22 protein-coding genes are annotated in these 25,367 nt (G+C 62.9%); 7 read left to right on the top strand and 15 right to left on the bottom strand.

The genetic code is table 11. From position 1 onward, the window contains the following. Window positions 1–61 precede the first annotated feature (61 nt). Window positions 62–982: a LysR family transcriptional regulator gene (locus NKH99_RS00730; protein ID WP_353012015.1), complete on the top strand. Its 921-nt coding sequence runs from the start codon at window positions 62–64 to the stop codon at window positions 980–982. A gap of 22 nt (window positions 983–1,004) precedes the next feature. Here the strand turns inward: NKH99_RS00730 and NKH99_RS00735 are convergent, their stop codons facing one another. From NKH99_RS00735 to NKH99_RS00760, 6 genes are all read right to left on the bottom strand, one after another. Then, window positions 1,005–1,835: a dipeptide ABC transporter ATP-binding protein gene (locus tag NKH99_RS00735; protein ID WP_353012018.1), complete on the bottom strand. Its 831-nt coding sequence runs from the start codon at window positions 1,833–1,835 to the stop codon at window positions 1,005–1,007. Beyond that, entirely contained in the window at window positions 1,832–2,707 is an 876-nt protein-coding gene (locus NKH99_RS00740; RefSeq protein WP_023676824.1) for an ABC transporter ATP-binding protein, read from the bottom strand. The genes NKH99_RS00735 and NKH99_RS00740 overlap by 4 nt, the downstream gene beginning before the upstream one ends. 4 nt (window positions 2,708–2,711) lie before the next feature. After that, window positions 2,712–3,629 carry an ABC transporter permease subunit gene (locus NKH99_RS00745; protein ID WP_023676823.1) on the bottom strand — a complete coding sequence of 306 codons (918 nt, stop codon included), beginning with the start codon at window positions 3,627–3,629 and terminating at the stop codon, window positions 2,712–2,714. A 1-nt stretch (window position 3,630) separates the two neighbouring features. Beyond that, entirely contained in the window at window positions 3,631–4,638 is a 1,008-nt protein-coding gene (locus tag NKH99_RS00750; protein WP_023676822.1) for an ABC transporter permease subunit, read from the bottom strand. Window positions 4,639–4,696: 58 nt separating this feature from the next. Continuing rightward, window positions 4,697–6,289, bottom strand: coding sequence for an ABC transporter substrate-binding protein (locus NKH99_RS00755; RefSeq protein ID WP_352448537.1), 1,593 nt, complete (start codon window positions 6,287–6,289; stop codon window positions 4,697–4,699). 94 nt (window positions 6,290–6,383) lie between these two features. Beyond that, window positions 6,384–6,935 (bottom strand): hypothetical protein, encoded by a 552-nt coding sequence (locus NKH99_RS00760; protein WP_353012021.1) that lies wholly within the window; start codon window positions 6,933–6,935, stop codon window positions 6,384–6,386. Between the two features lie 46 nt (window positions 6,936–6,981). Here NKH99_RS00760 and NKH99_RS00765 point away from each other — a divergent pair, with 46 nt between their 5' ends. After that, entirely contained in the window at window positions 6,982–8,727 is a 1,746-nt protein-coding gene (locus NKH99_RS00765) for a long-chain fatty acid--CoA ligase (protein WP_353012024.1), read from the top strand. An 85-nt stretch (window positions 8,728–8,812) separates the two neighbouring features. Further along, window positions 8,813–9,469 (top strand): class I SAM-dependent methyltransferase, encoded by a 657-nt coding sequence (locus NKH99_RS00770; protein ID WP_353012027.1) that lies wholly within the window; start codon window positions 8,813–8,815, stop codon window positions 9,467–9,469. Here NKH99_RS00770 and NKH99_RS00775 read toward each other — a convergent pair. Both NKH99_RS00775 and pgi read right to left on the bottom strand, forming a co-directional pair. Beyond that, complete coding sequence (locus NKH99_RS00775) at window positions 9,453–10,175, bottom strand: HAD family hydrolase (protein WP_353012030.1); 723 nt, start codon at window positions 10,173–10,175, stop codon at window positions 9,453–9,455. The genes NKH99_RS00770 and NKH99_RS00775 overlap by 17 nt on opposite strands. A 5-nt stretch (window positions 10,176–10,180) precedes the next feature. Next, window positions 10,181–11,824, bottom strand: coding sequence for a glucose-6-phosphate isomerase (gene pgi, locus NKH99_RS00780; protein ID WP_352591237.1), 1,644 nt, complete (start codon window positions 11,822–11,824; stop codon window positions 10,181–10,183). A 254-nt stretch (window positions 11,825–12,078) separates the two neighbouring features. Here pgi and pdxR point away from each other — a divergent pair, with 254 nt between their 5' ends. From pdxR to NKH99_RS00795, 3 genes are all read left to right on the top strand, one after another. Beyond that, window positions 12,079–13,572, top strand: coding sequence for a MocR-like pyridoxine biosynthesis transcription factor PdxR (gene pdxR, locus NKH99_RS00785; protein ID WP_023676815.1), 1,494 nt, complete (start codon window positions 12,079–12,081; stop codon window positions 13,570–13,572). Window positions 13,573–13,764: 192 nt separating this feature from the next. Beyond that, window positions 13,765–15,354 (top strand): trimethylamine methyltransferase family protein, encoded by a 1,590-nt coding sequence (locus NKH99_RS00790; protein ID WP_352469998.1) that lies wholly within the window; start codon window positions 13,765–13,767, stop codon window positions 15,352–15,354. A gap of 115 nt (window positions 15,355–15,469) precedes the next feature. Next, window positions 15,470–16,699 carry an aromatic ring-hydroxylating oxygenase subunit alpha gene (locus NKH99_RS00795; protein WP_352540459.1) on the top strand — a complete coding sequence of 410 codons (1,230 nt, stop codon included), beginning with the start codon at window positions 15,470–15,472 and terminating at the stop codon, window positions 16,697–16,699. Window positions 16,700–16,745: 46 nt separating this feature from the next. Here NKH99_RS00795 and NKH99_RS00800 read toward each other — a convergent pair whose 3' ends face one another. The 5 genes from NKH99_RS00800 to NKH99_RS00820 form a co-directional block, all read right to left on the bottom strand. Then, the gene (locus NKH99_RS00800) at window positions 16,746–17,144 is read right to left on the bottom strand and encodes a hypothetical protein (RefSeq protein ID WP_352469996.1); all 399 of its coding nucleotides are present in this window, start codon (window positions 17,142–17,144) and stop codon (window positions 16,746–16,748) included. Window positions 17,145–17,261: 117 nt separating this feature from the next. After that, window positions 17,262–18,650, bottom strand: a complete 1,389-nt coding sequence (gene chrA / locus NKH99_RS00805) for a chromate efflux transporter (protein ID WP_353012033.1) — start codon at window positions 18,648–18,650, stop codon at window positions 17,262–17,264. Beyond that, window positions 18,647–19,480, bottom strand: coding sequence for a chromate resistance protein ChrB domain-containing protein (locus NKH99_RS00810; RefSeq protein ID WP_352997384.1), 834 nt, complete (start codon window positions 19,478–19,480; stop codon window positions 18,647–18,649). Before NKH99_RS00810 ends, chrA begins: the two co-directional genes overlap by 4 nt. A gap of 318 nt (window positions 19,481–19,798) precedes the next feature. After that, window positions 19,799–21,604, bottom strand: coding sequence for an IlvD/Edd family dehydratase (locus NKH99_RS00815; protein ID WP_353012036.1), 1,806 nt, complete (start codon window positions 21,602–21,604; stop codon window positions 19,799–19,801). Window positions 21,605–21,841: 237 nt separating this feature from the next. After that, a complete protein-coding gene (locus NKH99_RS00820) occupies window positions 21,842–23,026 on the bottom strand; it encodes an Mrp/NBP35 family ATP-binding protein (protein WP_352469992.1) in 1,185 nt (394 codons plus the stop codon). 194 nt (window positions 23,027–23,220) lie between these two features. Here NKH99_RS00820 and NKH99_RS00825 point away from each other — a divergent pair, with 194 nt between their 5' ends. Continuing rightward, entirely contained in the window at window positions 23,221–23,598 is a 378-nt protein-coding gene (locus tag NKH99_RS00825; RefSeq protein WP_352469991.1) for a VOC family protein, read from the top strand. A gap of 41 nt (window positions 23,599–23,639) precedes the next feature. Here the strand turns inward: NKH99_RS00825 and NKH99_RS00830 are convergent, their stop codons facing one another. Beyond that, complete coding sequence (locus NKH99_RS00830; protein ID WP_352469990.1) at window positions 23,640–24,647, bottom strand: inorganic phosphate transporter; 1,008 nt, start codon at window positions 24,645–24,647, stop codon at window positions 23,640–23,642. Continuing rightward, window positions 24,647–25,288 carry a DUF47 family protein gene (locus NKH99_RS00835; RefSeq protein WP_352469989.1) on the bottom strand — a complete coding sequence of 214 codons (642 nt, stop codon included), beginning with the start codon at window positions 25,286–25,288 and terminating at the stop codon, window positions 24,647–24,649. The genes NKH99_RS00830 and NKH99_RS00835 overlap by 1 nt, the downstream gene beginning before the upstream one ends. Between the last annotated feature and the right edge of the window lie 79 nt (window positions 25,289–25,367).

Genomic DNA, 25,367 nt, shown 5'->3' on the forward strand with positions numbered 1-25,367 from the left:
AAGGTAGCCAGCCGCGGAATGATCCACTATATGTAGGAAATGTATAAGATAATGCCGAATAATGGATAGATCGGACGTCACTCTCGAGCGCATGCGCACCTTCGTTCGCGTCGCCGAGCGCGGCAGCCTCTCGGCGGTGGCGCGCGAGCTCGGAGTTGGGCAGTCGACGGTCACACGGCATTTGCGAGAACTCGAGGAGGCCGTCGGAGTGCCCTTGCTCAGCAGGACCACCCGGCGTGTGACGATGACTGATGAAGGCAGCCGTTACTATGCCGACAGCGTCCAGGTCCTGCGCCTCGTTGAGCAGGCCGGCGATGAGGCGCGGGGCACGCGCGGCGCGTCGGCCGGCACGATCCGGATATCCTGCACGGCGGCGCTCGGGGTCTTGCACGTCAGCCGGCTGATCTTCGCCTTTCAGGACCGCTATCCCGATATCGGCATCGATCTTAGCCTCACCGACGAGCGCATCGATCTTGTGCGGGAGGGCGTCGACATTGCGCTTCGCCTGGGTCCGCTCACCGACAGCTCAATGAAACTGCGGGCGCTCGGGCAATCCCGGCGTCTGCTGGTGGCGGCGCCGGCCTATCTGGCGGCGCGGGGCAGACCGGCTGTCCCGCAGGATCTGCCTGGCCATGAAGGCATCCGGATGTCGAACATCGCGGGAAGCGACACACTCGCCCTGCAGGAGCCGGTCGGCAAACGCTTTGCGGTGCCCTTTGGCGGTCGATTTCGCGTCGACCATGGGCTTGCCGCGCGCGAAGCCATTGTCGCCGGACGCGGTATCGCACCCGCCCACCATTGGCTTGTCGACGATCTCCTGGCGGCCGGCCGGCTGGAAGTGGTCCTGCCGGGCTATTTTCCGCCTCCCGTCCCGCTGAGCATGCTGATCGTTCCGGAGCGTGCGGGCATTGCCCGGGTGCGGCTGCTGGTCGACTTTCTCGCCGAGCAGATCTCCGGCATTCCGGGGATCGAGAAGCGGTAGCCGGCCGGCAAACCTCGCCGGATCAGGCGGCCTTCTTCTTCGCCAAACGTGCCTTGATGCTGGCAACGTCGGCACGTGGCGTCGCAGCGAACAGCGTCCTGGTGTAGCTGTGTTTGGGGTCGGCGAAGACCTCGTCGCGCGAGCCGTATTCGACCGCTTCGCCGAAATACATTACCATCACGTCGTCGGCGATGTACCGCACCACCGACAGGTCGTGGCTGATGAAAACATAGGTTAGCTGAAACTCGTCCTGCAGGTCGGCGAGCAGGTTCAGCACCTGCGCCTGCACCGAAAGATCAAGTGCCGAGACCGGCTCGTCCAGCACCAGAAGGCTGGGGTTGAGCATCAGCGCGCGGGCGATGGCGATCCGCTGGCGCTGGCCGCCCGAAAACATATGCGGGTAGCGATTAAAGTGCTCGGGGCCGAGACCGACCTTCTTTAGCATCTTCATGGCAAGATCGCGCCGCTCGTCGGCCGTGCTGTCGGTGTTGATGAGCAGCGGCTCGGCAAGCACGTCGCCGATCTTCTGGCGTGGATTGAGCGAACCATAAGGGTTTTGGAAGACGATCTGGACCTTGCGGCGCATTTCCTTCGACAGACCGTTCCTGCCGATGTCTACCCTCTTGCCGTCGATGAAAAGCTCGCCGGAGGTCGCCGGGTCGATCAGGGTGATGATGCGGGCGAGTGTTGACTTGCCGCAGCCGCTCTCGCCGACGATGGCCAGCGTCTTGCCCTTGTCGACGCTGAACGAAACACCCTTGACCGCATGAACCGTACGGGAGGGGCGGAAAAGCCCGCCACCGACATGATAGTCGCGCACGATGTTCTTGCCTTCGACTACCGTCACGCTCATGAGGCGGTTCCTCCTGCGGACCGGGCTGCGACTACAGATGGGGCCGGCTCAAACAGCATGTCGGAAACAGTAGGCAACCGGTCGCCGACGGCGTTTTCGGGCAGCGCCGACAGGAGCGCGCGCGTGTAGTTGCTCTTGGGGGACTCGAACAGCGACAGCACGTCGGCCTCTTCCATCTTGCGGCCCTTGTACTGGACGATGACACGGTCGGCGGTCTCGGCAACCACCCCCATATTGTGGGTGATCATGATCAGGCCCATGCCATATTTGGCCTGCAGGCCGACCAGCAGATCGAGGATCTGCTTCTGGATGGTGACATCGAGCGCCGTGGTTGGCTCGTCGGCGATCAAAAGCTTGGGATTGCAGGCGATGGCGATGGCGATCATGACGCGCTGACACTGACCACCCGACATCTGGTGCGGGAAGGAGCCCAGCCGTTCCTCGGGGTCGGCGATGCCGACCAACTTCATCAATTCGATGGCACGCGCCCGGCGCTGGGCGCGGTCCATGCCCATATGGAAGCGCAGCACCTCCTCGATCTGGAAGCCGACGGTGAAGCACGGGTTGAGGCTGGCGACCGGCTCCTGGAAGATCATCGAAATGTCCTTGCCGACGATCTTGCGCCGCTCGGATGGGCCGAGCTTGAGCAGGTCGATGCCGTCGAAGGCCATGCGGTCGGCCCTCACCGTCGCGGTGTTGGGCAAAAGCCCCATCACCGCCAGCATCGCCACCGACTTGCCCGAACCGGATTCGCCGACGATCGCCAGCACCTCGCGCGGTTCGACCGACAGGTCGATGCCTTGTACCGCCATGAATGGTCCAGCGGCGGTGTCGAAGGAAACGGTCAGGTTCTTGATCTCGAGAAGAGGCATTGGATTATGACCTCTTCAGCTTGGGATCGAAGGCATCGCGCAAGCCGTCGCCGATCAGATTGATGGCAAGCACAGTGATCAGGATGGCAAGGCCGGGGAAGGTCACCACCCAAGGCGCGCGCAGGATGAACTCGCGCGCCGAGGCGAGCATCGTGCCCCATTCCGGCGTCGGCGGCTGCGCACCGACACCGAGGAAGCCGAGCGCCGCAGCCTCGAGAATAGCGTTGGAGAAGGACAACGTCGCCTGCACGATCAGCGGTGCCAGGCAGTTCGGCAGGATCGTCCTCACCATCAAGCGAAGATGACCGGCACCAGCCACCTTGGCGGAGATGACATATTCGCGGTTCTTTTCGGCCATCACGGCGGCGCGGGTGAGGCGCGCAAAATGCGGCTGCAGCACCAGCGCGATCGCCAGCATGGCATTGAAAAGGCCGGGGCCGAGGATCGCCACCAGCACCAGCGCCAGAAGCAGCGACGGGAAGGCCAGGATGATATCCATGATGCGCATGATCAGAGTGTCGACCCAGCCGCGGAAATAGCCGGCGAGCACGCCAAGCACGATGCCGCTGGTGAGCGAGAAGACAACGACCACCAGACCGATGAACAGCGAGAAACGCGCCCCGAAGATCAACCGTGAAAGCATGTCGCGGCCGACCGCGTCGGTGCCGAGCAGGAACATCGATTTGCCGCCTTCCTGCCAGGCAGGGGGTGCCAGCAGCGCATCGCGAAACTGCTCGTCGGGCGAATGTGGGGCGACGAACGGCGCAAAGATTGCCACCAGCACCAGCGCCGAAAACACGACAAGGCCGATGACCGCGCCGGTGTTCATCGAGAAGTAGTGCCAGAACTCGGCGAAAGCCCGTTGCCTGCCGCCTGTCGGGATGGAGGCGGCGGTAGCTTCGGCGGCGGATTCGTCGGTCATCTCACTGCACCCGGATGCGCGGATTGATGACGGCGTAGAGCACGTCGACGATCAGGTTCACCGCCATGACGATCAGCGCGATGATCAGCAATCCGCTCTGGACGACGACATAGTCGCGCTTGCCGATGGCATCGATCATCCATTTGCCGATGCCCGGCCAGGAAAAAATGGTCTCGGTCAGAATGGCGCCCGCCATCAAGGTGCCGACCTGCAGTCCAATGGTGGTGACTACCGGGATCAGCGCGTTGCGAAAAGCGTGCAGACCGATGACGCGGCGAGGCGCCAGGCCCTTGGCGCGCGCGGTGCGGACATAGTCCTCGCCCAGCACCTCGAGCATCGCCGAGCGCGTCTGGCGCGCTATGACGGCAAGCGGGATCGTCGCCAGCACGATCGACGGCAGGATCAAATGGCTGACGGCAGATTTGAAAGCGCCGCTCCTGCCGGAGATCAGGCTGTCGATAAGCATGAACCCGGTCGTCGGCCTGAAGAAATACTGCAGGCCGATGCGGCCGGAAACCGGCGTCCAGCCGAGATAGCCGGAGAAGAAGATAATGAGCAGCAACCCCCACCAGAAGATCGGCATCGAATAGCCGGTCAGCGCGACACCCATCGTAGCCTGGTCGAACCACGAGCCGCGCTTGACCGCGGCGAAGATACCGGCAGGAATGCCGAGCAGGACGGCGATGATCAACGCCACTGTCGCCAGTTCCAGCGTGGCTGGAAACAGCGCCTGGAATTCGCCGAGCACTGGCCGCTTGGTGGCAATAGATATGCCGAAGTCGCCGGTCAGGACCCTGCCGATATATTCCAGGTATTGGATGACATAGGGCCGGTTGTAGCCAAACTGCTCGATGAGCTGGGCGTAGCGCTCGGGGCTGACGCCGCGCTCGCCCGCCAGGGCCAGGATAGGATCGCCGGGCAGAAGCCGGACGAAAGCAAACGCCGCCAGCGATATGCCGAACACGGTCGGGATGATCAAAGCGAGCTTGTGGAGGAGATAACGGAGCATCTTGCTTCATAGAACGGCGGCGCGGGAAGTCCAGCGCCGCCGTTCAATTTCTCAGGACTTATTCGGTGACGTCGACGCCGTCAAACCGATGAATGCCGAGCGGGTCCATAACGAAGCCCGACACCTTCTTGTTCATCGGCATGAAGACCTTGGAGTGGGCGATGGTCAGCCACGGAGCCTCACGCTTGAACACCACCTGAGCTTCCTCGTAGATCTTAGTGCGCTCGGCGACGTCCGTCGTCGCCTTGCCTTTTTTCAGCAGGGCTTCGAATTCCTGGTTGCACCAGATCGCATAATTGGACTGGCCGATGGCATCGCAACCGAGCAGGAAAAAGAAGTTGTCCGGATCGCCATTGTCACCGGTCCAGCCCAGTTGGAAGGCGCCGTCGCGATCCTTAGCCTTGCCTCGCTGGCGATACTCGGTCCATTCGTAACTGACGATCTCCGCCTTGACGCCGACGGCGGCATAGTCGGCCTGGATCAACTCGGCGACGCGCTGGGCGTTCGGGTTGTAGGGGCGGCTGACCGGCATAGCCCAGATCTTCATCGACAGATCCTTGACGCCTGCATCGGCCAGCATCTTCTTGGCCGCCTCCGGATCATAGGGATCGTCCTTGATGTCCTTGTTATAGGACCACATGGTCGGCGGGATCGGGTTGATGGCCGGCGCGCCGGCGCCCTGATAGACCGCGTCGATGATCGCCTTCTTGTTTACCGCCATGTTGAGGGCCTTGCGGACCTCGACCTTGTCGAAGGGCGGCTGCGTCGTGTTGTAAGCCATGTAGCCGATGTTCAGGCCTTCCTGCTCGTCGACCTTGAGGTTCGCGTCAGCCTGCAGTCCGGCAATGTCGGCCGGCGCCGGGTATGACATGATATCGCACTCGCCCGCCTTCAGCTTCTGCGCGCGTACGGCCGGATCGGGCGTGATGGCGAAGATCAGATCGTCGATCTTCTGTCGCCCGCCATAGTAGCCGTCCCATGCTGCATAGCGCACGACCGCATCGACCTGATAGTCGACGAACTGGAACGGACCAGTGCCGACCGGCTTCTGGGTGAACTGCTGCCTGGTGCCGGCCTTGTCGAGTTGGTCGGCATATTCCTTGGAGACGATCGAGGCGAAATCCATGCCGAGGTCCGGCAGGAACGCGACTTCAGGCTTGTTCAGCACGAATTTCACCGTCAGGTCGTCGACCTTGACGATTTCCTTCAGGAGATCGGGAAAGCCCATGCCGGTGAAATATTCCCAGCCGGTGCCTTCCAGATAGCTGTACCACGGGCTTTCTTTCTTCCACTGGCGTTCGAAGGAAAAGATCACGTCGTCGGCGTTGAGGTCGCGCGTCGGCGTGAAATAATCGGTCGTCTGGAATTTCACACCCGGGCGAAGCTTGAAGGTGTATTCGAGACCGTCGTCGGAAACCGTCCAGCTCTCGGCCAGGCCGGGCGAGATGGTGGTCTTGCCATGCTCGAACTCGACCAGGCGCGAATAGATGGTGCGCGACGAGGCGTCGAAGTCGTTGCCGCCGCTCCATGGCGACGGGTCGAAGCCGGCCGGCGAAGCCTCCGAGCAATAGACCAGTTGTTTTGCATTGGCCATGCCGCCGAGGACGCTTGCAGCCAGCAACGCGGCTGCAAAAGTCAGTTTCTTTTTCATTGAGCACTCCCTGATGTTCTTCCAAGCCCCTCTATCAGGCTCGCGAAGGCCGCATATAAGCACCGTTTTTCTAGCTTTGGAACTGCTTGTTTGCCTAACCCACGGGAAGCAGAAAAAAATTCCGGCACGCGGCAAATTGTGGAAAAAACGAGCCGAATCCGCAGATCACGACATTATTAGCGACTTCAATTTTTTGTTGATCGGCGATGCCGCCAATTGTAGGAATCGAGCCGTTCGGTTCAAGAGATGCGCATCCGAAAACCGGTCGCGGCCGAGAGGTTTGACGGCAAGTCTTACCGCACTCCAGGTGGCGAGGCTTGCACGGCCGTCGCTTGTGGCAATACATAGATAGGTGGGCAGCGTGCCGGAATTTCCCACGTTCCGGACATTGCGGCAAGCGTGGGATATCGTTGTGATCAGGGCGGTGGTAGCGCGCAAGCATGCCGAAACAATAAGAACGATTGAGGGAGCGACAGGTGGCAAAACCGGCAAAGACAACCAACGCGGCGAAAGCAAAGGCCGAGGCAACATCGAAAGCAGTCAAGTCAAAAGCGGCCGCCGCCAAGCCGACGGCCACCGCGAAGGCAAGCGCGAAGCCGGCGGCGAAGACCACGGCTGGAGCGGCTGCTAAACCGGCAACCGGCAAGACGGCGCCTGCTGCAAAGTCTGCCGCCAAGCCGGCGGCGAAGGCAGTGCCGACAGCGCCACGACTGCCGGCAGGTCCGGCCAAGAGATTACCAAAGGCGATTACGTCGCTGGCCGCCGGCCTGCCGGAAAAACCGTGGCTCAAGAGTTATCCAAAGATCGTGCCGGCCGAGATCGGCGCCCTGCCCTCCAGCTCGATCGGCGACTTTCTCGTCACCGTGTGCAAGCAGTTTGCAAGCCGGCCGGCTTTCGTCTGCATGGGCAAATCGATCACCTATGCCGACCTCGAGCGACAGTCGGCCGCCTTCGGCGCCTATCTGCAATCAACGGGGCTGCAGAAGGGCGCGCGCGTCGCGCTGATGATGCCGAATGTGCTGCAATATCCGGTGGCGATGATGGCAGTGCTTCGCGCCGGCTATGTCGTGGTAAACATCAATCCGCTCTACACGCCGCGCGAGCTGGAGCACCAGCTCAAGGATTCCGGCGCTCAAGCCATTGTCATCCTCGAAAATTTTGCCTGCACCCTGCAGGCGGTGATCGCCAGGACCGCGGTCAAGCATGTCGTGGTCGCCTCGATGGGCGACATGCTCGGCGGGCTCAAGGGAACGATCGTCAACTTCGTTGTACGCCGCGTCAAGAAGATGGTGCCGGCATGGTCGCTGCCCGGCCATGTCAAGTTCAACGCCGCGCTGAAGGCGGGCACCGGCAAGGCCTTCAGGCCCGCAAGGGTCGCGGCCGACGACATCGCCTTCCTGCAATACACGGGCGGCACGACCGGCATCTCCAAGGGCGCGATGCTTTTGCACAGCAACATTTTGGCGAACGTCGCGCAGAACGCGCTGTGGGCCGAAGACGCTTTTACCGTCAAGCCGAAGCCGGCGCATCTGAACTTCCTCTGCGCGCTGCCGCTCTATCACATTTTTGCGCTGACGGCGAACGTGCTGGTAGGCATGCAGCAAGGCGCGCAGAATGTCCTCATCCCCAATCCGCGCGACATTCCCGGCTTCGTCAAGGAGCTGCAGAAATACCCGATCCACATCTTTCCGGGCCTCAACACGCTGTTCAATGCGCTGCTCAATAATGAGGATTTTCGCAAGCTCGATTTCAAGCCGCTGATCCTGACGCTGGGTGGCGGCATGCCGGTGCAGAGGGCCATCGCCGAACGCTGGAAGGCGCTGACCGGCTGCCCGATCAGCGAGGCCTACGGGCTCACCGAGACCTCGCCGGGAGCAACGATCAACAAATTCAGCGACGGCGTTTACACCGGCACGATCGGCCTGCCGCTGCCCTCGACCGAGATCGCGATCCGCGACGACGACGGCAACAATTTGCCGCTCGGCGAAGTCGGCGAAATCTGCATCCGCGGACCGCAGGTGATGGCCGGCTACTGGAACCGGCCGGACGAGACCGCCAAGGTGATGACCGAGGACGGCTTCTTCAAATCGGGCGACATGGGCTTCATGGACGAGCTTGGCTACACCAAGATCGTCGACCGCAAGAAGGACATGATCCTGGTTTCCGGCTTCAACGTCTATCCGAACGAACTCGAGGAAGTGGTGGCGCAGCATCCAGGCGTACTCGAAGTTGCCGCGATCGGCGTGCCGGACGAGCATTCGGGTGAAGTGCCGAAGCTGTTCGTCGTCAAGAAGGACCCGGCAGTGACCGCCGACATGCTGACGGCTTATTGCCGTGAGAACCTGACCGGCTACAAGCGTCCCAGGTATATTGAGTTCCGCACCGAGCTGCCGAAGACACCGGTCGGCAAGATCCTGCGACGGGCGTTGCGGGGCTAGGCGCAGCTTGAGCGATTGCATCGCCGGCGCCAACGCCGTGAGCATAGGTTCGCGCCCGGACCCGGCACAGTTCATCCGGGCGAACATGCGGATCGCCCCCGTGCCCGCGCTTCCCGAAATTCGGCTTTACACCGCCCATCCGGGAAGCGGGCTCAGGCGGCTTCTCGAATGGAACCAACATGCGACCGAAGAAGACGGACCTGAACCGGAGCCACCGTACTGGGCCTATGTCTGGGCCGGCGGCGCGGTGCTCGCCCGCTACATATTCGACCGGCCGGAGACCGTGGCCGGCCGTCGCGTGCTCGACCTCGGCGCCGGCTCCGGCCTCGTCGGCATCGCGGCGGCGAAGGCCGGAGCCAGCGCGGTGATCGCGGCCGAGATCGATCACAACGGTGTGGTTGCGCTCGGCCTCAACGCGACTGCGAACGGCGTCACTATCATGATCATTGGCGAAGACATCGCCAGCGGTCCGCCGCCACCGGTGGATGTCGTGGTGGTCGGCGACCTGTTCTACGCCCATGATCTCGCCGGCCGGGTCGTCCCCTTCCTCGACCGCTGCCTTGCAGCCGGCATCGCCGTGCTGATCGGCGATCCGGGCCGCGCCTATCTGCCCCGCTCGCGGCTTCGCCTGCTGGCCGAATACGAGGTGCCGGATGTCGGCGAAGGCAGGAATGCGGCGATGAAACCGAGCGGCGTGTTCTCGTTCGGACTAGCTAGCTGCGAGTCTAGACTGTCTCGCTGACCCGCGCCGAAAGAAAATCAGGCAGGTCGGCCACCGAATCCAGAATGACGTCGGCTATCTGGGACAGCGATTCACGTGTGCCGGTGCCGGACAGCACGCCGACCGCCAGACCGCAGCCGCCCGCCCGCGCCATTTCAAGATCGTGACGGTTGTCGCCGACCATGGCGATTGCCGAGGGCCTGAGCCCCGTCAGATCAGAGAAGGCAAGGATCGTATCCGGCGCCGGTTTTGGATTGGCCACCGCGTCGTAACCATAGGCGGCGTCGAAAAGCTGCGCGACGCCCAGCGTGACCAGGGTCTTTTCCGCGCCGCTGGTCGAGTCGTTGGTGGCGACACCAAGCCGGTAGGATTTTCTGTGAAGCAGGCCAAGCGTCTCGACCACGCCCGGCAGCGCCACCGCCATTGCCGATCCTTGCGCCGAGGTGATGGCGTTGAAGCGGGCGACGGCAAGCATCTGGTCCTCGTCGGACAGCCGTGGAAACCACAGCTCGACGACGTCCATGTTGGTGCCGGAGGCAAAAATCGAATCCGGCTTGAAGCGCTTGGTGGCGAAGTCGAAGCCCGCCGCCGCAAGCAGCCTGTCTGCTTTCCAGCGATCGCTTTCGGCCGCATCCATCGCCATGAAGTCGGCGATGCCCAGCCATGTCGCGTTGAAATCTACGAGCGTGCCGTCCTTGTCGAACAATATTCCCTTGATGTCCGCCAAGCTTTTCACTCCGGGCCGCGCAAGCGGTGGATGTATTCCACCAGTCCAGCAGTCGAGGCATCCCGCTTTGCGGCGTTCTCCTTGCCTTCAACGACGGGCAGCAGCCCGGTCGCCAGTTCCTTGCCGAGCTCGACGCCCCACTGGTCGAAGGAGTTGATGTTGAACAGCGTGCCTTCGACGAAGACGCGGTGTTCGTAAAGCGCAATCAGCCGTCCGAACGTGTGGGGGTCGAGTTTCCTGTAGAGGATCGTCACTGAGGGGCGGTCGCCGGAGAAGACGCGGTGCGGAGCAATCCTGTCGACATCGGCCGGCTTCATGCCTTTCGCCAGCATCTGCGCTCGGGCTTCCTCAAGCGTGCGGCCCTTCATGAAGGCTTCCGACTGCGCCAGGCAATTGGCAAGCAGAAGGTCGTGGTGATGCTTCAGTTCCGGCTCGTGGCCGACGGCAGCGGCGAGGAATTCGACCGGAATGAAATCGGTGCCCTGATGCAGAAGTTGGAAGAAGGCATGCTGGCCATTGGTGCCGGGCTCGCCCCAGACCAGCGGGCCGGTCGGCGTCGTTACAGCGCCGCCGTCCAGGGTGACGCTCTTGCCGTTCGATTCCATGTCGAGCTGCTGCAGATAGGCCGGCAGCCTGGACAGACGCTGATCGTAGGGGATGACGGCGCGAGCGGGGTATTTGCAGATCACGCGGTGCCACCAGCCAATCAGCCCCATCAGCGCCGGCAGGTTCTTCGCCAGCGGGGCGGTGCGGAAATGCTCGTCCATCTCATGGGCGCCGTCGAGAAAGGCGCGAAAATCCTTCGGGCCGATGGCGATCATCACCGGCAGACCGATCGCACCCCAGACGGAATAGCGCCCGCCGACCCAGTCCCAGAAGCCGAAGACGCGATCGGGCGCGATGCCGAATTTGGCGACCAGGTCGAGCGCCGTCGAGACGGCGGCGAAATGCTTGCCGACCGCTTCCTTGCCGAGCGCCTTCTCGACCCATCTGCGCGCGGTTTCGGCATTGGTCATCGTCTCGACCGTGGTGAAGGTCTTGGAGGCGATGATGAACAGGGTGGTTTCGGCGGAAAGACCCTTCAGCGTGTCGTGGATATGGGCACCGTCGATATTGGATACGTAATGCGCGCGCGGCCCGTCATGATAGGGCGCCAGCGCCAGCGTCGCCATGGCCGGGCCGAGATCGGAGCCGCCGATGCCGATGTTGACGATGTCGGTGATCTTCTTGCCGGTCGCGCCGGCCGCCTTGCCGGAACGCACCGCGTCGGCGAAGGCACCCATCGCGTCGAGTACGGCAAGGACTTCCGCCTTCACGTCCTGGCCGTCGAGCACGATGCCCTTGCCGGTCAGGTTGCGCAGCGCCGTGTGCAGCACGGCGCGGCCTTCAGTGACGTTGATCTTCTTGCCGGCAAACATCGCGTCGCGCCGGCCTTCGAGGTCAGCGGCCTCAGCCAGTTTCTCCAGCAACTCCATAGTCCGCGCATCGACCGCGCATTTCGACCAGTCGAGCAGCAGGTCGCCGTCACTGGCGGAGAATTTCTCGAAGCGCTGCGGATCGGCAGCGAAAGCCTCGCGCATCGAGCCCGATTTGGCCGCACGGTGATCGCGCAATGCGTCGAGCTGCTTTTGAAAGGACGATTGATCCACTGCTTCGCTCCGGTCTCTTGAGATGCATCTTATCAGGCCGGATGTTTCCGGCGCGTGTCGTCGCGGCAAACTATCGGGTCGAATTCCATCTGTTTCAATGCGCAGCGATGCCGCAGCGCAGCGTGGCCGGCTCAAAGGATCACTGGCATAAATCCCAGCGATCAGAAAAATTGATTGGCGCAACACCTTGTGCCACCGGTACATTCGACTGGTCCAGCCATGTGAAAAAAGCTGGCCATCGAGGAACATCTCCCATGCCACAACGAAACGACACGGCCATATGGTCCGGCCTGTTCCGGATTTCGGCGGAATCCGGTCAGACCCTGCAGGCGCAGATCCGCCAGGCGATCGTCGCCGCCATCCTCGACCGGCAGATCGCGGCTTCCATGCCGCTTCCGTCCTGCCGGATTCTTGCCGAAAAACTCGGCGTGGCGCGCGGCACCGTGGTGCTGGCCTTCCAGCAGCTGGTCGACCAGGGCTTCCTGGTGGCGCGCGAGCGCCGCGGCCATTTCGTCAATCCCGAAGTGCTGGCGACGCCGGCCAAGCCGCATCAGAAGGCGCCCGACCAGGCCAACGAGATCGACTGGAAGGCGCGTCGGCAGATCGCGGCGAGCGACATGCCGCCGCCGGCCAAGCACGACAACTGGATCAAGTCGTCATACCCCTTCGTCTATGGCCAATTCGACCCGGCGCTGTTCCCGACCGCCGAATGGCGCGAGTGCAACCGCATGGCGTTGGCGGTGCTCGAAATCCGCAACTGGGCATCCGACATGGTCGACCGCGACGATCCGCTCCTGATCGAGCAGATCCAGGCACGGCTGCTGCCGCGACGCGGCATCTTCGCCAATCCGGACGAGATCATCGTGACGTTGGGCGCGCAGAACGCGCTTTATATGCTGGCAACGCTGTTGATGACCAAGGGCTCCAAGGTGGCGATGGAGGACCCGGGCTATCCCGATGCACGTTCGATCTTCCGGCTGGCCGGCGCCGAGATCCAGCCGGTTCCGGTCGACCACTCCGGCATCGTAACCTCGGCCATTCCCAATGATTCCGGCTTCGTCTTCGTCACGCCCAGCCACCATTGCCCGACCATGGTGCCGCTGTCGGCGGAGCGGCGGCAGGAGCTTTTGGCGCGCGCCAACCGGCACAACCAGATCATCATCGAGGACGGATATGACAGCCAGCTCCTGGACGAGGCGCCGCAGCAGGCGCTGAAGAGCCTCGATCGCTCCGGCCGCGTCGTCTATGTCGGCTCGATGTCGAAGACTCTGGCTCCCGGCCTCAGGCTCGGCTACATCGTCGCCTCGGCCGGGCTGATCTCCGAGCTTCGGGCGCTACGCCGCTTCATGCTGCGCCATCCGCCGGCGAACAACCAGCGCGCCGTGGCGCTCTTCCTGTCGCTCGGCCATCACGAGGCGCTGGTGCGGCGGCTGTCGAGCGCCTTCGACGAGAGGCGCAAGCGTCTGGTCCATGCGATTTCCGCCTTCCTGCCGGAGTGGCGCTCGACCGATTCGGCCGGCGGCACGTCGCTCTGGCTCGAGGGGCCGCGCGGCACCGATTCGCGCGGGCTGGCGGAGGCCGCGGCCTCGCGCAGCGTCATCATCGAGCCTGGCGACCGCTTCTTCGACCGCACCGAAAAGCCATCGCGTTTCATGCGCTTGGGCATTTCCTCGATCGCGTTGCAGCACATCGAACCCGGCATCCGCGAACTGGCGACGGCAGCTGGACGCAGGCCGGCAGCGGCCTGATCTCCCTTCCCCGACCGGAGCCTGGCGCATGTGGTGCGGCTCCGGTTCTTTAGCTCCTTGGCATATTCGACGGGACCGGCTGGCACATAGGCTGTGCCAATGCCGGCGGCATAGTCGCTGTGTAGAGGGACGAAGCAGGCCGATGGTGGACCAACCGCCGCGAGTTCCTGCCGATGAAGGTGGAGTGCTTCCATGCCAGTGGCTGTCGAACAGCAGGACACGCCGGCGAACCGTCGTCCACAGCGCTCCGGTCTTCGCGAAACAGGACATGCCATGCGATCAGCTCCTCTGATGGAGGACACCGGACCACGACACCAGGCCATCGAGGGCGGCAGCTACGGGCCGCTGCGCGGGGATGACTGCGAGCGCATCCACGAGGGCGTGCTGACGCTCCTGGAGACGGTGGGTTTCGCCAATGCCATCCCTTCCTGCATAAAGGTGCTGACCAAGGCGGGGGCGGTCCATGGCGACGACGACCGTGTGCGCTTTCCGCGCGCGCTAGTGCTCGACACCATCAAGCGGGCGGCACGACATTTCACACTTCATGGCCAGGACGCCAGGCACGACATGGTGGTCCAGGGCAAGCGCGTGCACTACGGCACGGCAGGTATCGCCGTGCACCTGGTGGATCTGGAGAAGCGCGAGTACCGCGAATCCAAGCTGCAGGACATTTATGATGCTGCCCGCATCGTCGATGGGCTGGACAACATCCATTTCTTCCAGCGGCCGATGGTGGCGCGCGACATCGCCGATCCGCTCGAGATGGATTTCAACACGCTCTATGCCTGTGTGATGGGGACATCGAAGCACGTCGGAACATCCTTCACCGTGCGTGAGAACGTGAAGCCGGCGCTTGAAATGCTGTACGCCATCGCCGGCGGCGAGGAGAATTTCCGCGCCCGGCCATTCGTTTCTAACTCTAACTCATTCGTCGTGCCGCCGATGAAGTTCGCGGAGGATGCCTGCGGCGTGCTCGAGGCTTGCGTTGAAGGCGGCATCCCGATCCTGCTGCTCTCGACTGGCCAGTCCGGCACCACAGCACCCGCGGCGATGGCCGGCGCCGTCGTGCAAGCGGTGGCCGAAGTATTGGCCGGCCTGGTCTATGTCAATGCGCTCAAGCCGGGCCATCCGGCGATCTTCGGCGCCTGGCCGTTCATGTCGGACCTGCGTACCGGCGCCATGGCCGGCGGGTCGGCCGAGCAGTCGGTGGCAACCGCGGCCTGCGCCCAGATGGCGCAATTCTACGATCTGCCCGGCGGCTCGGCCGCTGGCATGACGGATTCGAAACTGCCCGACATTCAATCCGGCTACGAAAAGGGCATCACCAATGTGATGGCCGGCCTCTCCGGCCTCAACCTCGTCTACGAGGCGGCCGGCATGCATGCCTCGCTGCTCGGCTTCTGCCTGGAGAGCCTGGTCATCGACAACGACATGCTCGGTCATTGCCTGGGCTGCGCACGTGGCATCGACGTGACTGACGAGGCCTTGTCGATCGACAACATCGCCGAGGTCTGCCTCAAAGGCCCAGGCCACTATCTCGACAACGAACAAACGCTCAAGCTGATGCAGACCGAGCATTTCTATCCCGCCTTCGCCGATCGTTCCTCACCGAAGGAATGGAACGAAAAAGGCCGACCTGATATATTGCTGCGTGCGATCACCGAGAAGAAACGCATTCTTGCCGAACGATTTCCGCGCCACGTGCCAAAACAGGTCGACGACAGATTGCGTGCCCGCTTCGGCAGCCTGATCCACCTGCCGCGTACGCATATGGGCGGCTGACCGGAGACGAGTTCGTGCAGCCATACAGCCACCACCCAGAGCCAATTCCGGACGGAAAACCGCTTCACAGTTTTCCTGGAATTGCCCCAGGACCAACCATCGGGCAGAACGACAAATGAGTGCGCATCCTATCCTGCAAGCCCACACCGACGGCGACGCGATCGATCGGCTGGTGGCGTCTCACCGGCCCGGCCACGGCCTGGTGCGTGCCTTCTATCATGACCCGGCGATCTTCGAGCGTGACATGGAACGTGTCTTTCGCCGCCACTGGCATTGCCTGGCCCATGCCAGCGTTATCCCGAACCCCGGCGATTTCGAGCTGTTCAAATTGGGCGACGAGGCGGTCATCCTGACGCGCGGCATGGATGGCACCGTGCATGCCATGCTCAATGTCTGCCGCCACCGCGGCGCCGAGGTCTGCACCAAGGAGAAGGGCAACGCGAAGATGTTCGTGTGTCCCTACCACGCCTGGACCTATTCCAATGACGGGTCGTTGCGCGCTGCCCGCCTGATGCCGAAGGATTTCGACCGCACGGCGCACGGGCTGAAGAAGCTTCATGTCCGCGTTGCCTCCGGGCTGGTTTTCATTTCCTTCGCGGAGACGCCGCTCGATTTCGATCCAATCGAACAGTCTCTGCGCACAAGCTGCGGCCAGTATGGCTGGGGCGACGCCAAGGTGGCGTATCGCCAGTCCTATCCGCTCGACGCCAACTGGAAGCTCGCCGTCGAGAACTATGTCGAATGCTACCATTGCGGGCCGGCGCATCCGGAATATTCGCAGACGCATGCGCTGGAAAAGCCGGCCGAGATGATCGAGCAGCTCAACGCGGCGATGGAGCAGCGCACCTGCGCGCTCGGCATCGAGATCGGCAGCGCCAACCGCTGGCAGAACTCGGCGGCCGGTCAGGAAGCAATCCATACCTTCCGCTATGCGCTCTATGATGGCGTTTCGAGCGGCAGCCAGGATGGCTCGCCGGTGGCCCCGCTGATGGGCCGATTCACCGACTATGACGGTGGCGTCACCTCCATCCATCTCGGCGGCACGACCTTCCTCGTCTGCTATCCCGATCACGGCATGATCTACCGCTTCATCCCGAAAACGGCGGGCACCTGCGAGATGGAGCTGATCTGGCTGGTGCGCGGCGACGCGGTCGAGGGCCAGGACTACGATCTGGAGAAGCTGACCTGGCTGTGGAAGGTCACCACCCAAGAGGACAAGAAGATCATCGAGCACACAGCGCGTGGCGTGCGCTCGCACTATTTCGTGCCGGGGCCGATCGCGCCGATGGAATACAACGAACTGCGCTACATCGGCTGGTATCTTGAGGAGATCAGCCGGGCTTGATCGACTCGGCTGCCGCGGGGGGATCCGGCAGATCTTGCCTATCGCGTCATTCCGCGCTGAGCCCGTATCGGTCGACGACTTCGGCGTTGATCAGCTTGGCATGCAGCGTCATCAGCACGATCTGTGCGTCGAAGCTGTCGCCGGCCTCAAGTGCCGCCTCGATGCGGCGCTCGGCTTCCAGCGTCCGTTGATGGCCATTGGCTTGCTCGAAGGTTTCGGGACCCGCGATGCAATAGCTGCACAATTGTGCCACCGACGCATAGATGCCCGGCGGCGGCTCGTCGGGCCAGTGATCCTTCATCAGATTGACGATCGTGAGTTTTACCCCCTCCGGCACAAGGGCGGGATGCAGATCGGCGCCGCGCAATGCATCGTCGAGCTGCCTCAAGTCGCCCGAGCGACCGAACATTCCAAGGAAGCCGAGGGAAGAACGCCGTTGCGCCATAATGGTCCAACCGTTCCCAACCAGTTAGGTGGTTCACAAGCGGAATACAAACGCAGCGGCATTCAAAGCGTCGCGTTTAAGTAGATTCAGGCGATGCGCTTCAAGTCCTTGCAGGCATCAGCTACTTACCGCCAGCAACAAGACACCGGCCAGCGCCGATCCGGCAAGCGTCGGCAGCATACCGATCTTCAGCTTCAGAATGGCGATCATCGAGGCACAGGAAAGCAGCGCCGCGCGCCAGTCTATCGATGAAAGCACCGGCACGTCCATTCCAAGCCCGACATTGCGCACTTCGCCGAAGATGACGTGCAAGCCGAACCATAGAGCGAGATTCATGATGACGCCGACGACGGCGGCGGTGATCGCACCGAGCGCCGCCGACAGCGCCTTGTTGCCGCGCAGCGCTTCGATGTAAGGCGCGCCAAGGAATATCCATAGGAAACATGGGGTAAACGTCGCCCACAGCGTGAACAGCCCGCCAAACAGTCCGGCAAGCAGCGGCGCCAGCAAGCCCGGCTGGCGGAACGCGGCAACGAAGCCGACGAACTGCAAGACCAGGATGAGCGGACCCGGCGTGGTTTCGGCAAGTCCAAGGCCGTCGACCATTTCACCGGGTGCCAGCCAGCCGAAGTACTCGACCGCTGCCTGCGCGACATAGGCAAGGGCTGCGTAGGCGCCGCCGAAGGTGACGACCGCCATGACACTGAAGAAGCCACCGATTTGCGTCCAGACGCTGGCAGGGCCGGTGAAAGCCCAGACCAGCAGAACAGGCCCCAGCCAGATCGGCAGCCAGATCGCCAAAGTGCGCGGCGCGTGCCATCGCGTCGGCCTGACGTGGGTCAGTTCACCGCGCTCGAACATCAGATCCACCGCGCCCTTGATGTCGGGAACATCGCCCTTGCCCTGCGATGCGGCTGAAAAAAATGCTGGCGCACTACGGTTGCCGATCCAGCCTGTCAGGCCGGCAAGCAGGACGATCAGCGGAAACGGCACGTTCAACGCGTAGATGGCGATGAAGGCAGCGAGTGCGATCGACACCATGATCGGGTTTTTCAGCGCGCGTCTGCCGATCCGGATCACCGCCTCGATGACAATGGCGAGCACGGTCGCCTTGACCCCGAAAAACAGCGCCGCGACGAGTGGTACATCGCCATAGAGCGCATAGAGGCTGCTCAGGACGAGCATGACAAGCGCGCCCGGCACGACGAAGAGAATGCCGGCAACAAGGCCGCCGGCCGTTTTGTGCAGCAACCAGCCGATATAGATGGCGAGCTGCTGGGCCTCGGGGCCAGGCAGCAACATGCAGTAGTTCAACGCATGCAGGAAGCGCTGTTCGCCGATCCAGCGCCGTTCCTCGACCAGTTCCTTGTGCATGAGCGCGATCTGCCCGGCCGGGCCGCCAAAGCTGAGCACGCCGATTTTCGCCCAGACCTTCACGGCCTGCCGGAAGCTCGGCACAGCGGGCTCCTGAATCTCCGCCGGCTTTTTCGATAGGACGGCGCTCACGATGGTTTGCCCGCGCTGACTGCGCCGGCGGCCGGCCAGTTATGCGTCTCCTCGGTGGCATCGCGGCACCAGCGGAAGAACATATCATAGAGCAGCATGCCGGCCTCGAGCTGCTCCAGATCGTTGCGAAACATCCGTGACAGGCCAAGCGAGGCGGCCAGGAACCCGGCCGCCTGTGGAACAAGATCGAGGCTCGCAGTATCGGCGGCGCGTATGATCGTGGCCAAGCGATCGAGTGCTTCGGATTTAAGCCCGAACTCCTCGATCATGGTGTCGAAGGTGCAGCGTTCGCCGCGGTGGCTCCAGAACACGTTCTCAATGTCGAAAGGCACGGCCTGAAAGCGATCGGCGACGGCCGACACTTCGGCCGGCTCGACGAAGAGAAAGACCGCGTGAGGATCGATGAAGCGCCGAATCAGCCAGGGGCAGGCGATGCGGTCGACCTTCGGGCGCGTACGCGTCACCCAAACGGTGCGGCCCTTGGCATCGCGGGGCGGTATCTTGCGGGCGTCAACAAGAAGCCCCTTGGCGTCGCGCCAGTCTTCAAACCCGCCGTCGAGCGATTCGGCGGCAATGCCCTCGTGGCGCAGCCATGCGGCCACGCCTTGCGAGAGCTTTTTTCCCTGTTGGCAGACGACTGTCACTTGCCAGCCGGCGAAGTCGGCAGCCCAGTTCGAGACAGTCCTGAAATCACGCCGATCCGACCCCGGCAGCAGTCGCGGGTCGGCGTTGTAGTCATCGTCGATGCGGACATCGATGATCGCGGGTGCACCCGGCAGACCAATCAGACGGGATAGTTGCGGTACGGTGATGGTTGTTGTCGACGGCATGGCGTCCACCTCCTGGAAAGAGAAGCTTGGACGCGAACATTGGGCTGACGCCTCACGGGGTCGTCGCGATTAACCCCTTGCGATGATCGTGGATTTGTCGCGCTCGCTTGTCAAGCATTGCCGTTCTCGCGGGAGCAATCGCTGTTGACAAATGACCGCGTCCAACCCTGTGCCGGGCATTTCTGCCCATTAGCGGCAGGCTATCGCAGGTGGAAAGCCGAGGCTTTCGCTCTGCGATGTGACCCCACCCCTACCCCTCCTGGCGCTGACCTCGGCAAATTGCCTGCACCGGCGGCTGGCTCATGCGACGGACCCTGGTCAGTGATTGTCCCTCGGCACCCCGCTTGTATGAGCCACATCCTGGTATTTTACCGCCGGCTTCAGCACCATGCCTTCGGAAAACTGGTCGACCATGCCGCGCTGGATCTCCTGCCACGGCGTCTGGTGCTTGGGATAGTGATAGCCGCCATTGTTCTGCAGTTCGGTGCGCCGCCGCGTGATCTCGTCGTCGCTGACGAGGATATCGGCGGTGCCCTTGCGCAGATCGACGCGGACGCGGTCACCGGTCTTCAGCAGCGCCAGCCCGCCGCCGATGGCGGCTTCCGGCGAGGCGTTGAGGATCGAGGGCGAACCCGACGTGCCCGACTGGCGGCCGTCGCCGATACAGGCCAGCGCGTGGATGCCCTTTTTGATCAGATAGGCCGGCGGCTGCATGTTGACGACTTCGGCGCCGCCCGGATAGCCGATCGGGCCGGCGCCGCGCATGAACAGGATGGTGTGCTCGTCGATGCCTTGTGCCGGATCGTCGATGCGGGCGTGGTAATCCTCGGGCCCGTCGAACACCATGGCGTTGCCCTCGAAGGCTTCGGGGTCCTTCGGGTTCGACAGATAGCGCTCGCGGAACTCGGGCGAGATGCCGCTGGTCTTCATGATCGCCGAATCGAACAGATTGCCCTTGAGATTGATGAAGCCGGCATTGGCTTTCAGCGGCTCGGCAACCGTGCGGATGACGTCGAGGTTCTCGTTGACGGCGCCCCTGCAATTGTCACCGATGGTCTTGCCATTAGCTGTCATGGCTTCCGGATGGGGCAGCAGGCCGCCCTTCATCAGTTCGGCGACCACGGCCGGCACGCCGCCGGCATGGTGATAGTCCTCGCCGAGATATTCGCCCGTCGGCTGCAGATTGACGATGAGCGGTATGTTGAGGCCGACCTTCTGCCAATCGTCATTGTCGAGCGGCACGCCGAGATGGCGGGCGATGGCGTTGAGGTGGATCGGCGCGTTGGTCGAGCCGCCGATCGCCGAGTTGACGACGATGGCGTTCTCGAAGGCCTTACGGGTCATAATGTCGGACGGCTTCAGATCCTCATGCACCATGTCGACGATGCGCTTTCCGGTCTCGTAGGCGATCTGGCCGCGCTCGCGATAGGGGGCGGGGATAGCGGCCGAGCCCGGCAATTGCATGCCGAGCGCCTCGGCCAGCGAATTCATCGTGGTGGCGGTACCCATCGTGTTGCAATAGCCGGTCGACGGCGCCGAGGAGGCAACGATATCCATGAACTCGTCATAGCCAATCTCGCCGGCCGACAGGCGCTGGCGCGATTCCCAGACGATGGTGCCGGAGCCGGTGCGCTTGCCCTTGTGCCAGCCGTTGAGCATCGGGCCGACCGAAAGCGCGATAGCCGGAATGTTGACGGTGGCCGCGGCCATCAGCATGGCTGGCGTCGTCTTGTCGCAGCCGATGGTGAGCACTACGCCGTCGAGCGGATAGCCGTAGAGCACCTCTACCAGGCTGAGATAGGCAAGGTTGCGGTCAAGTGCAGCAGTCGGCCGCTTGCCGGTCTCCTGGATCGGGTGGCAAGGGAACTCGAAAGGGATGCCACCCATCGAGACGATGCCTTCGCGCACGCGCTTGGCCAGTTCGATGTGATGGCGGTTGCAGGGCGACAGGTCCGAGCCGGTCTGGGCGATGCCGATCAGCGGCTTGCCGGACATCAGTTCGGCCCGCGTCAGCCCGTAATTCAGGTAGCGCTCCAGATAGAGTGCCGTCATGCCCGGATTGTCGGGATTGTCGAACCACTCCTGCGAGCGAAATTTCTTCTTGTGGGTGGGGGCGCCTGCCATCGTGGTCTCCGTATTTGTATGACAAATCGATATGACAACGCGCGGGAGCAGGCAAGGGGCACGCGCCATCCGAATCCGCTCTTTGGTACGAAAGACATACATCTGCCTCCGCGCCAGACGGGATCGTGGTTTGTCAGCCCGCTATCCCGGAGAGTTGGAGCGCGTCGCCGCGGACCCTACCTGACCCTTCCGGCCACCCTCCCCCTCAAGGGGCCCACTTGGGGAGGGACATCCGCATCACTCGAACACGATGCTCGGCACTGCAGCCTCGGCCGCGCCGCGCTCTTCATTGACGCGGTCCCAGACCTTGGCGGCGATGTCGCGATAGATTTTCGCCTCAGCGCCATCCGGCTTGGAGACCACCACCGGCGTGCCGGCATCGGAGCTTTCGCGGATGCCCATCTCGAGCGGCACTTCGCCAAGGAAGGTGACGCCGAGACGCTCGGCCTCGCGGCGGGCGCCGCCATGGCCGAAGATGTCGTAGCGTTTTCCCGTATCGGGGGCGAGAAAATAGCTCATGTTTTCGACGATACCCAATAGCGGCACGTCGACCTTTCTGAACATGTTGAGGCCTTTGCGCGCATCGATCAGGGCCAGGTCCTGTGGCGTCGAGACGATGACGGCGCCGGCCAGCGGCACTTGTTGGGCCATGGTCAGCTGGGCGTCACCGGTGCCGGGCGGCATGTCGACGACGAGCACATCAAGCGGTCCCCATTCGACCTCGCGCAGCATCTGCGTCAATGCCGACATCACCATCGGCCCGCGCCAGATCATCGGCGTCTCCTCATCGACGAGGAAGCCCATCGACATGACCTTGAGGCCATAATTCTGCATCGGCTTCAGGATCTTGCCGTCGACGGTCTGCGGCCTGCCACGAATGTTGAGCAGACGCGGCATGGAAGGGCCATAAATGTCGGCATCGAGCACCCCGACCCGCAGCCCGTTGGCGGCAAGCCCAAGGGCGATATTGACGGCGGTGGTCGACTTGCCGACGCCGCCCTTGCCGGAAGCGACGGCGATGATCGCTTCGATGCCGGGTACGCCGCGCTTGCCCTGGCTGTGCGAGGCGGGCGCCTGCGGCGTGGGACGCGCAGGTGCGGCCGGCGGAGCGGGCCTCTGAGCCGGTCTTTGCGGAACCGGCGCCTCCATGCCGCCGCCCTTCTTTTCCGCCGTCAGCGCGACCACGGCGCCGGCAACACCGGGGATCGCCTTGACGACACGTTCGGCCGCCGCACGCAGCGGTTCCATCTCCTGGGCACGGGCAGCGGGAACGGTTATCGAAAAGAACACCTTGGCATCGGCAATGAAAATCTCGGAAACCAGGCCGAGGTCGACGATATTGCCGGTGAAATCCGGCCCATTGACCGTCTTCAGGCGCTCGATAACGATTTCCTTGGTCACGTTTTCATTGGCGGCGGGCATGAGTTTTTCCTCTACTTTTCCGCTCCAGATAATGCAGTTCCGGAACAGAACCAAGCGATGGACCACCAATTGCAGCGGCGTATCGGGGAGGCAGCGAGCATATGACGGCATTTCCAGTGGGAGCAGCCGTCGCCAAATCGTCAGCGCAGCCTATTTCATGAGCATGGAATGACAGCCAGGGAAGGAGACGAATCATGCTCGCAAACAGCAACGCGACGGCCAATCTCGCCGTGAAGGACCTGGCCAAGGCCAGGGCATTCTACGAAGGGGTCCTTGGCCTGAAAGAGGTGCACAATGAAGGTGGCGAACTGATCGTCTATAAAAGCGGCGACACCAGCATCAACGTCTACCGTTCGAACTTCGCTGGGACCAACAAGGCGACGGCTGTGACATGGACGGTCGGCGACGAACTCGGCAAGATCGTTGAGGCATTGAAATCGAAGGGCGTGACCTTCGAGCATTACGACATGCCCGGGCTGACGCTTGAGGGTGACATCCATGTCGGTCACGGCATGAAGGTCGCATGGTTCAGGGACCCGGACGGCAACATCCTGAATCTTGTGGACCGGTAGTCGCCGCGCCAGAGGCGGCTCCAGGCGCCATGATGCTCACATCACCTTGCCAGACCGACCGCGAAGTAGGTGAGAGCCGCGATCGCCGCGGTTGCCGGCAGGGTGACGATCCACGCCACCACGATGTTACCGGCAATGCCCCAGCGAACGGCGGAGACGCGGCGGGCGGCGCCGACGCCGATGATAGCGCCGGTGATCGTGTGCGTGGTCGATACCGGAATACCGAGCCAGGTGGCGGCGAACAGGGTGATCGCTCCGCCGGTCTCGGCGCAGAAACCCTGCATCGGGTTCAGCCGGGTGATCTTCGAGCCCATGGTGTGGACGATGCGCCAGCCGCCGAGCAACGTGCCCAGCGCCAGCGCCGACTGACAGGTGATGACGACCCACAGCGGCACGTAAAAATTCGCGCCGAGCATGCCTTGCGAATAGAGCAGCACGGCGATGATGCCCATGGTCTTCTGCGCGTCGTTGCCGCCATGGCCGAGCGAATAGAGCGAGGCGGAAAAGAACTGCATGACGCGGAAGGTGCTGTCGACGGCGAACGGCGTCTGCCGCACGAACAGCCAGGAGACCGCGAGGATCAAGACAAGCGCCAGCAGAAAGCCTGCCGCCGGCGATAGCACGATGGCCGCCGTCGTCTTGCCCAACCCGGCCCAGACGATGGCACCGGTGCCTGCCTTGGCAACCCCGGCGCCGACCAAACCGCCGATCAGAGCGTGCGAGCTGCTGGACGGGATTCCGACGAGCCAGGTGACGACATTCCAGACGATGGCGCCGACAAGTGCTGCGAAGATCACTGCCGGCGTGACGATGCTGGCGTCGATGATGCCGGTTCCGAGCGTCTCCGCTACGTGGAGACCGAAGAACATGAAGGCGATGAAATTGAAGAAGGCCGCCCAGAACACCGCATAGTGCGGCCGCAGCACCCGGGTGGAGACGATGGTGGCGATGGAGTTGGCGGCATCGTGCAGGCCGTTGAGGAAATCGAAGAACAGCGCGACGACGACAAGGCCGACCAGCACGGGAAAGGCTATTGCGGCTTCTGACACTATACGTTCTCGATGACGATGCCGCTGATTTCGTTGGCGACGTCCTCGAAGCGATCGACCACCTTTTCCAGCTGGCCGTAAATCTCGCTGCCGATCAGATAGGCCATCGGATCGCTGCGGCCGTGCCGCTTGAACAGGTCCTTCAGGCCCTGCTCGTGCAGGTCGTCGGCCCGGCCTTCGGCGCGCATGACCTCCTCGGCGATGGCGTTGAGGCGCACCGTATGCGCCCCGACCTTGCCGAGCAGCGGGATCGCCTCGGCCACCAACTTGGCGGCCTCGACGATGACACCTCCCATTTCCTGCATCAGCGGGTCGAATTCCTTCTTCTCGAACAGCCTTACCGTCTTGACGGTTTTGTGCATCATATCGATGGCATCATCCATCGACTGGATCAGGTCCTTGATGTCGCCGCGGTCGAAGGGCGTGATGAAGGAGCGGCGCACGGCCAGCAGCACTTCCGCGGTGATCTGATCGGCTTCGTTCTCGAGATCGATGATCGTCTGGCACCAGCGCTCGATGTCGTTGCCCTGCAAAAGCTGCTGCAGTGCCTCGGCGCCACCGACCACGGTGCGGGAATGCCGCTCGAACAGGTCGAAGAAGCGATCTTCGCGCGGCAGCAGCTTGCGGAACCAGCCCAGCATGTTCGGTACTCCCGTCGTGTCCAGTCCACGACCCCGTCTCATCCACATAGCGCCGCATTCCATCGCGGGAAACAGTAAG

Source organism: Mesorhizobium sp. M0854 (genome assembly GCF_040319815.1).
Classification (GTDB): Bacteria; Pseudomonadota; Alphaproteobacteria; order Rhizobiales; family Rhizobiaceae; genus Mesorhizobium.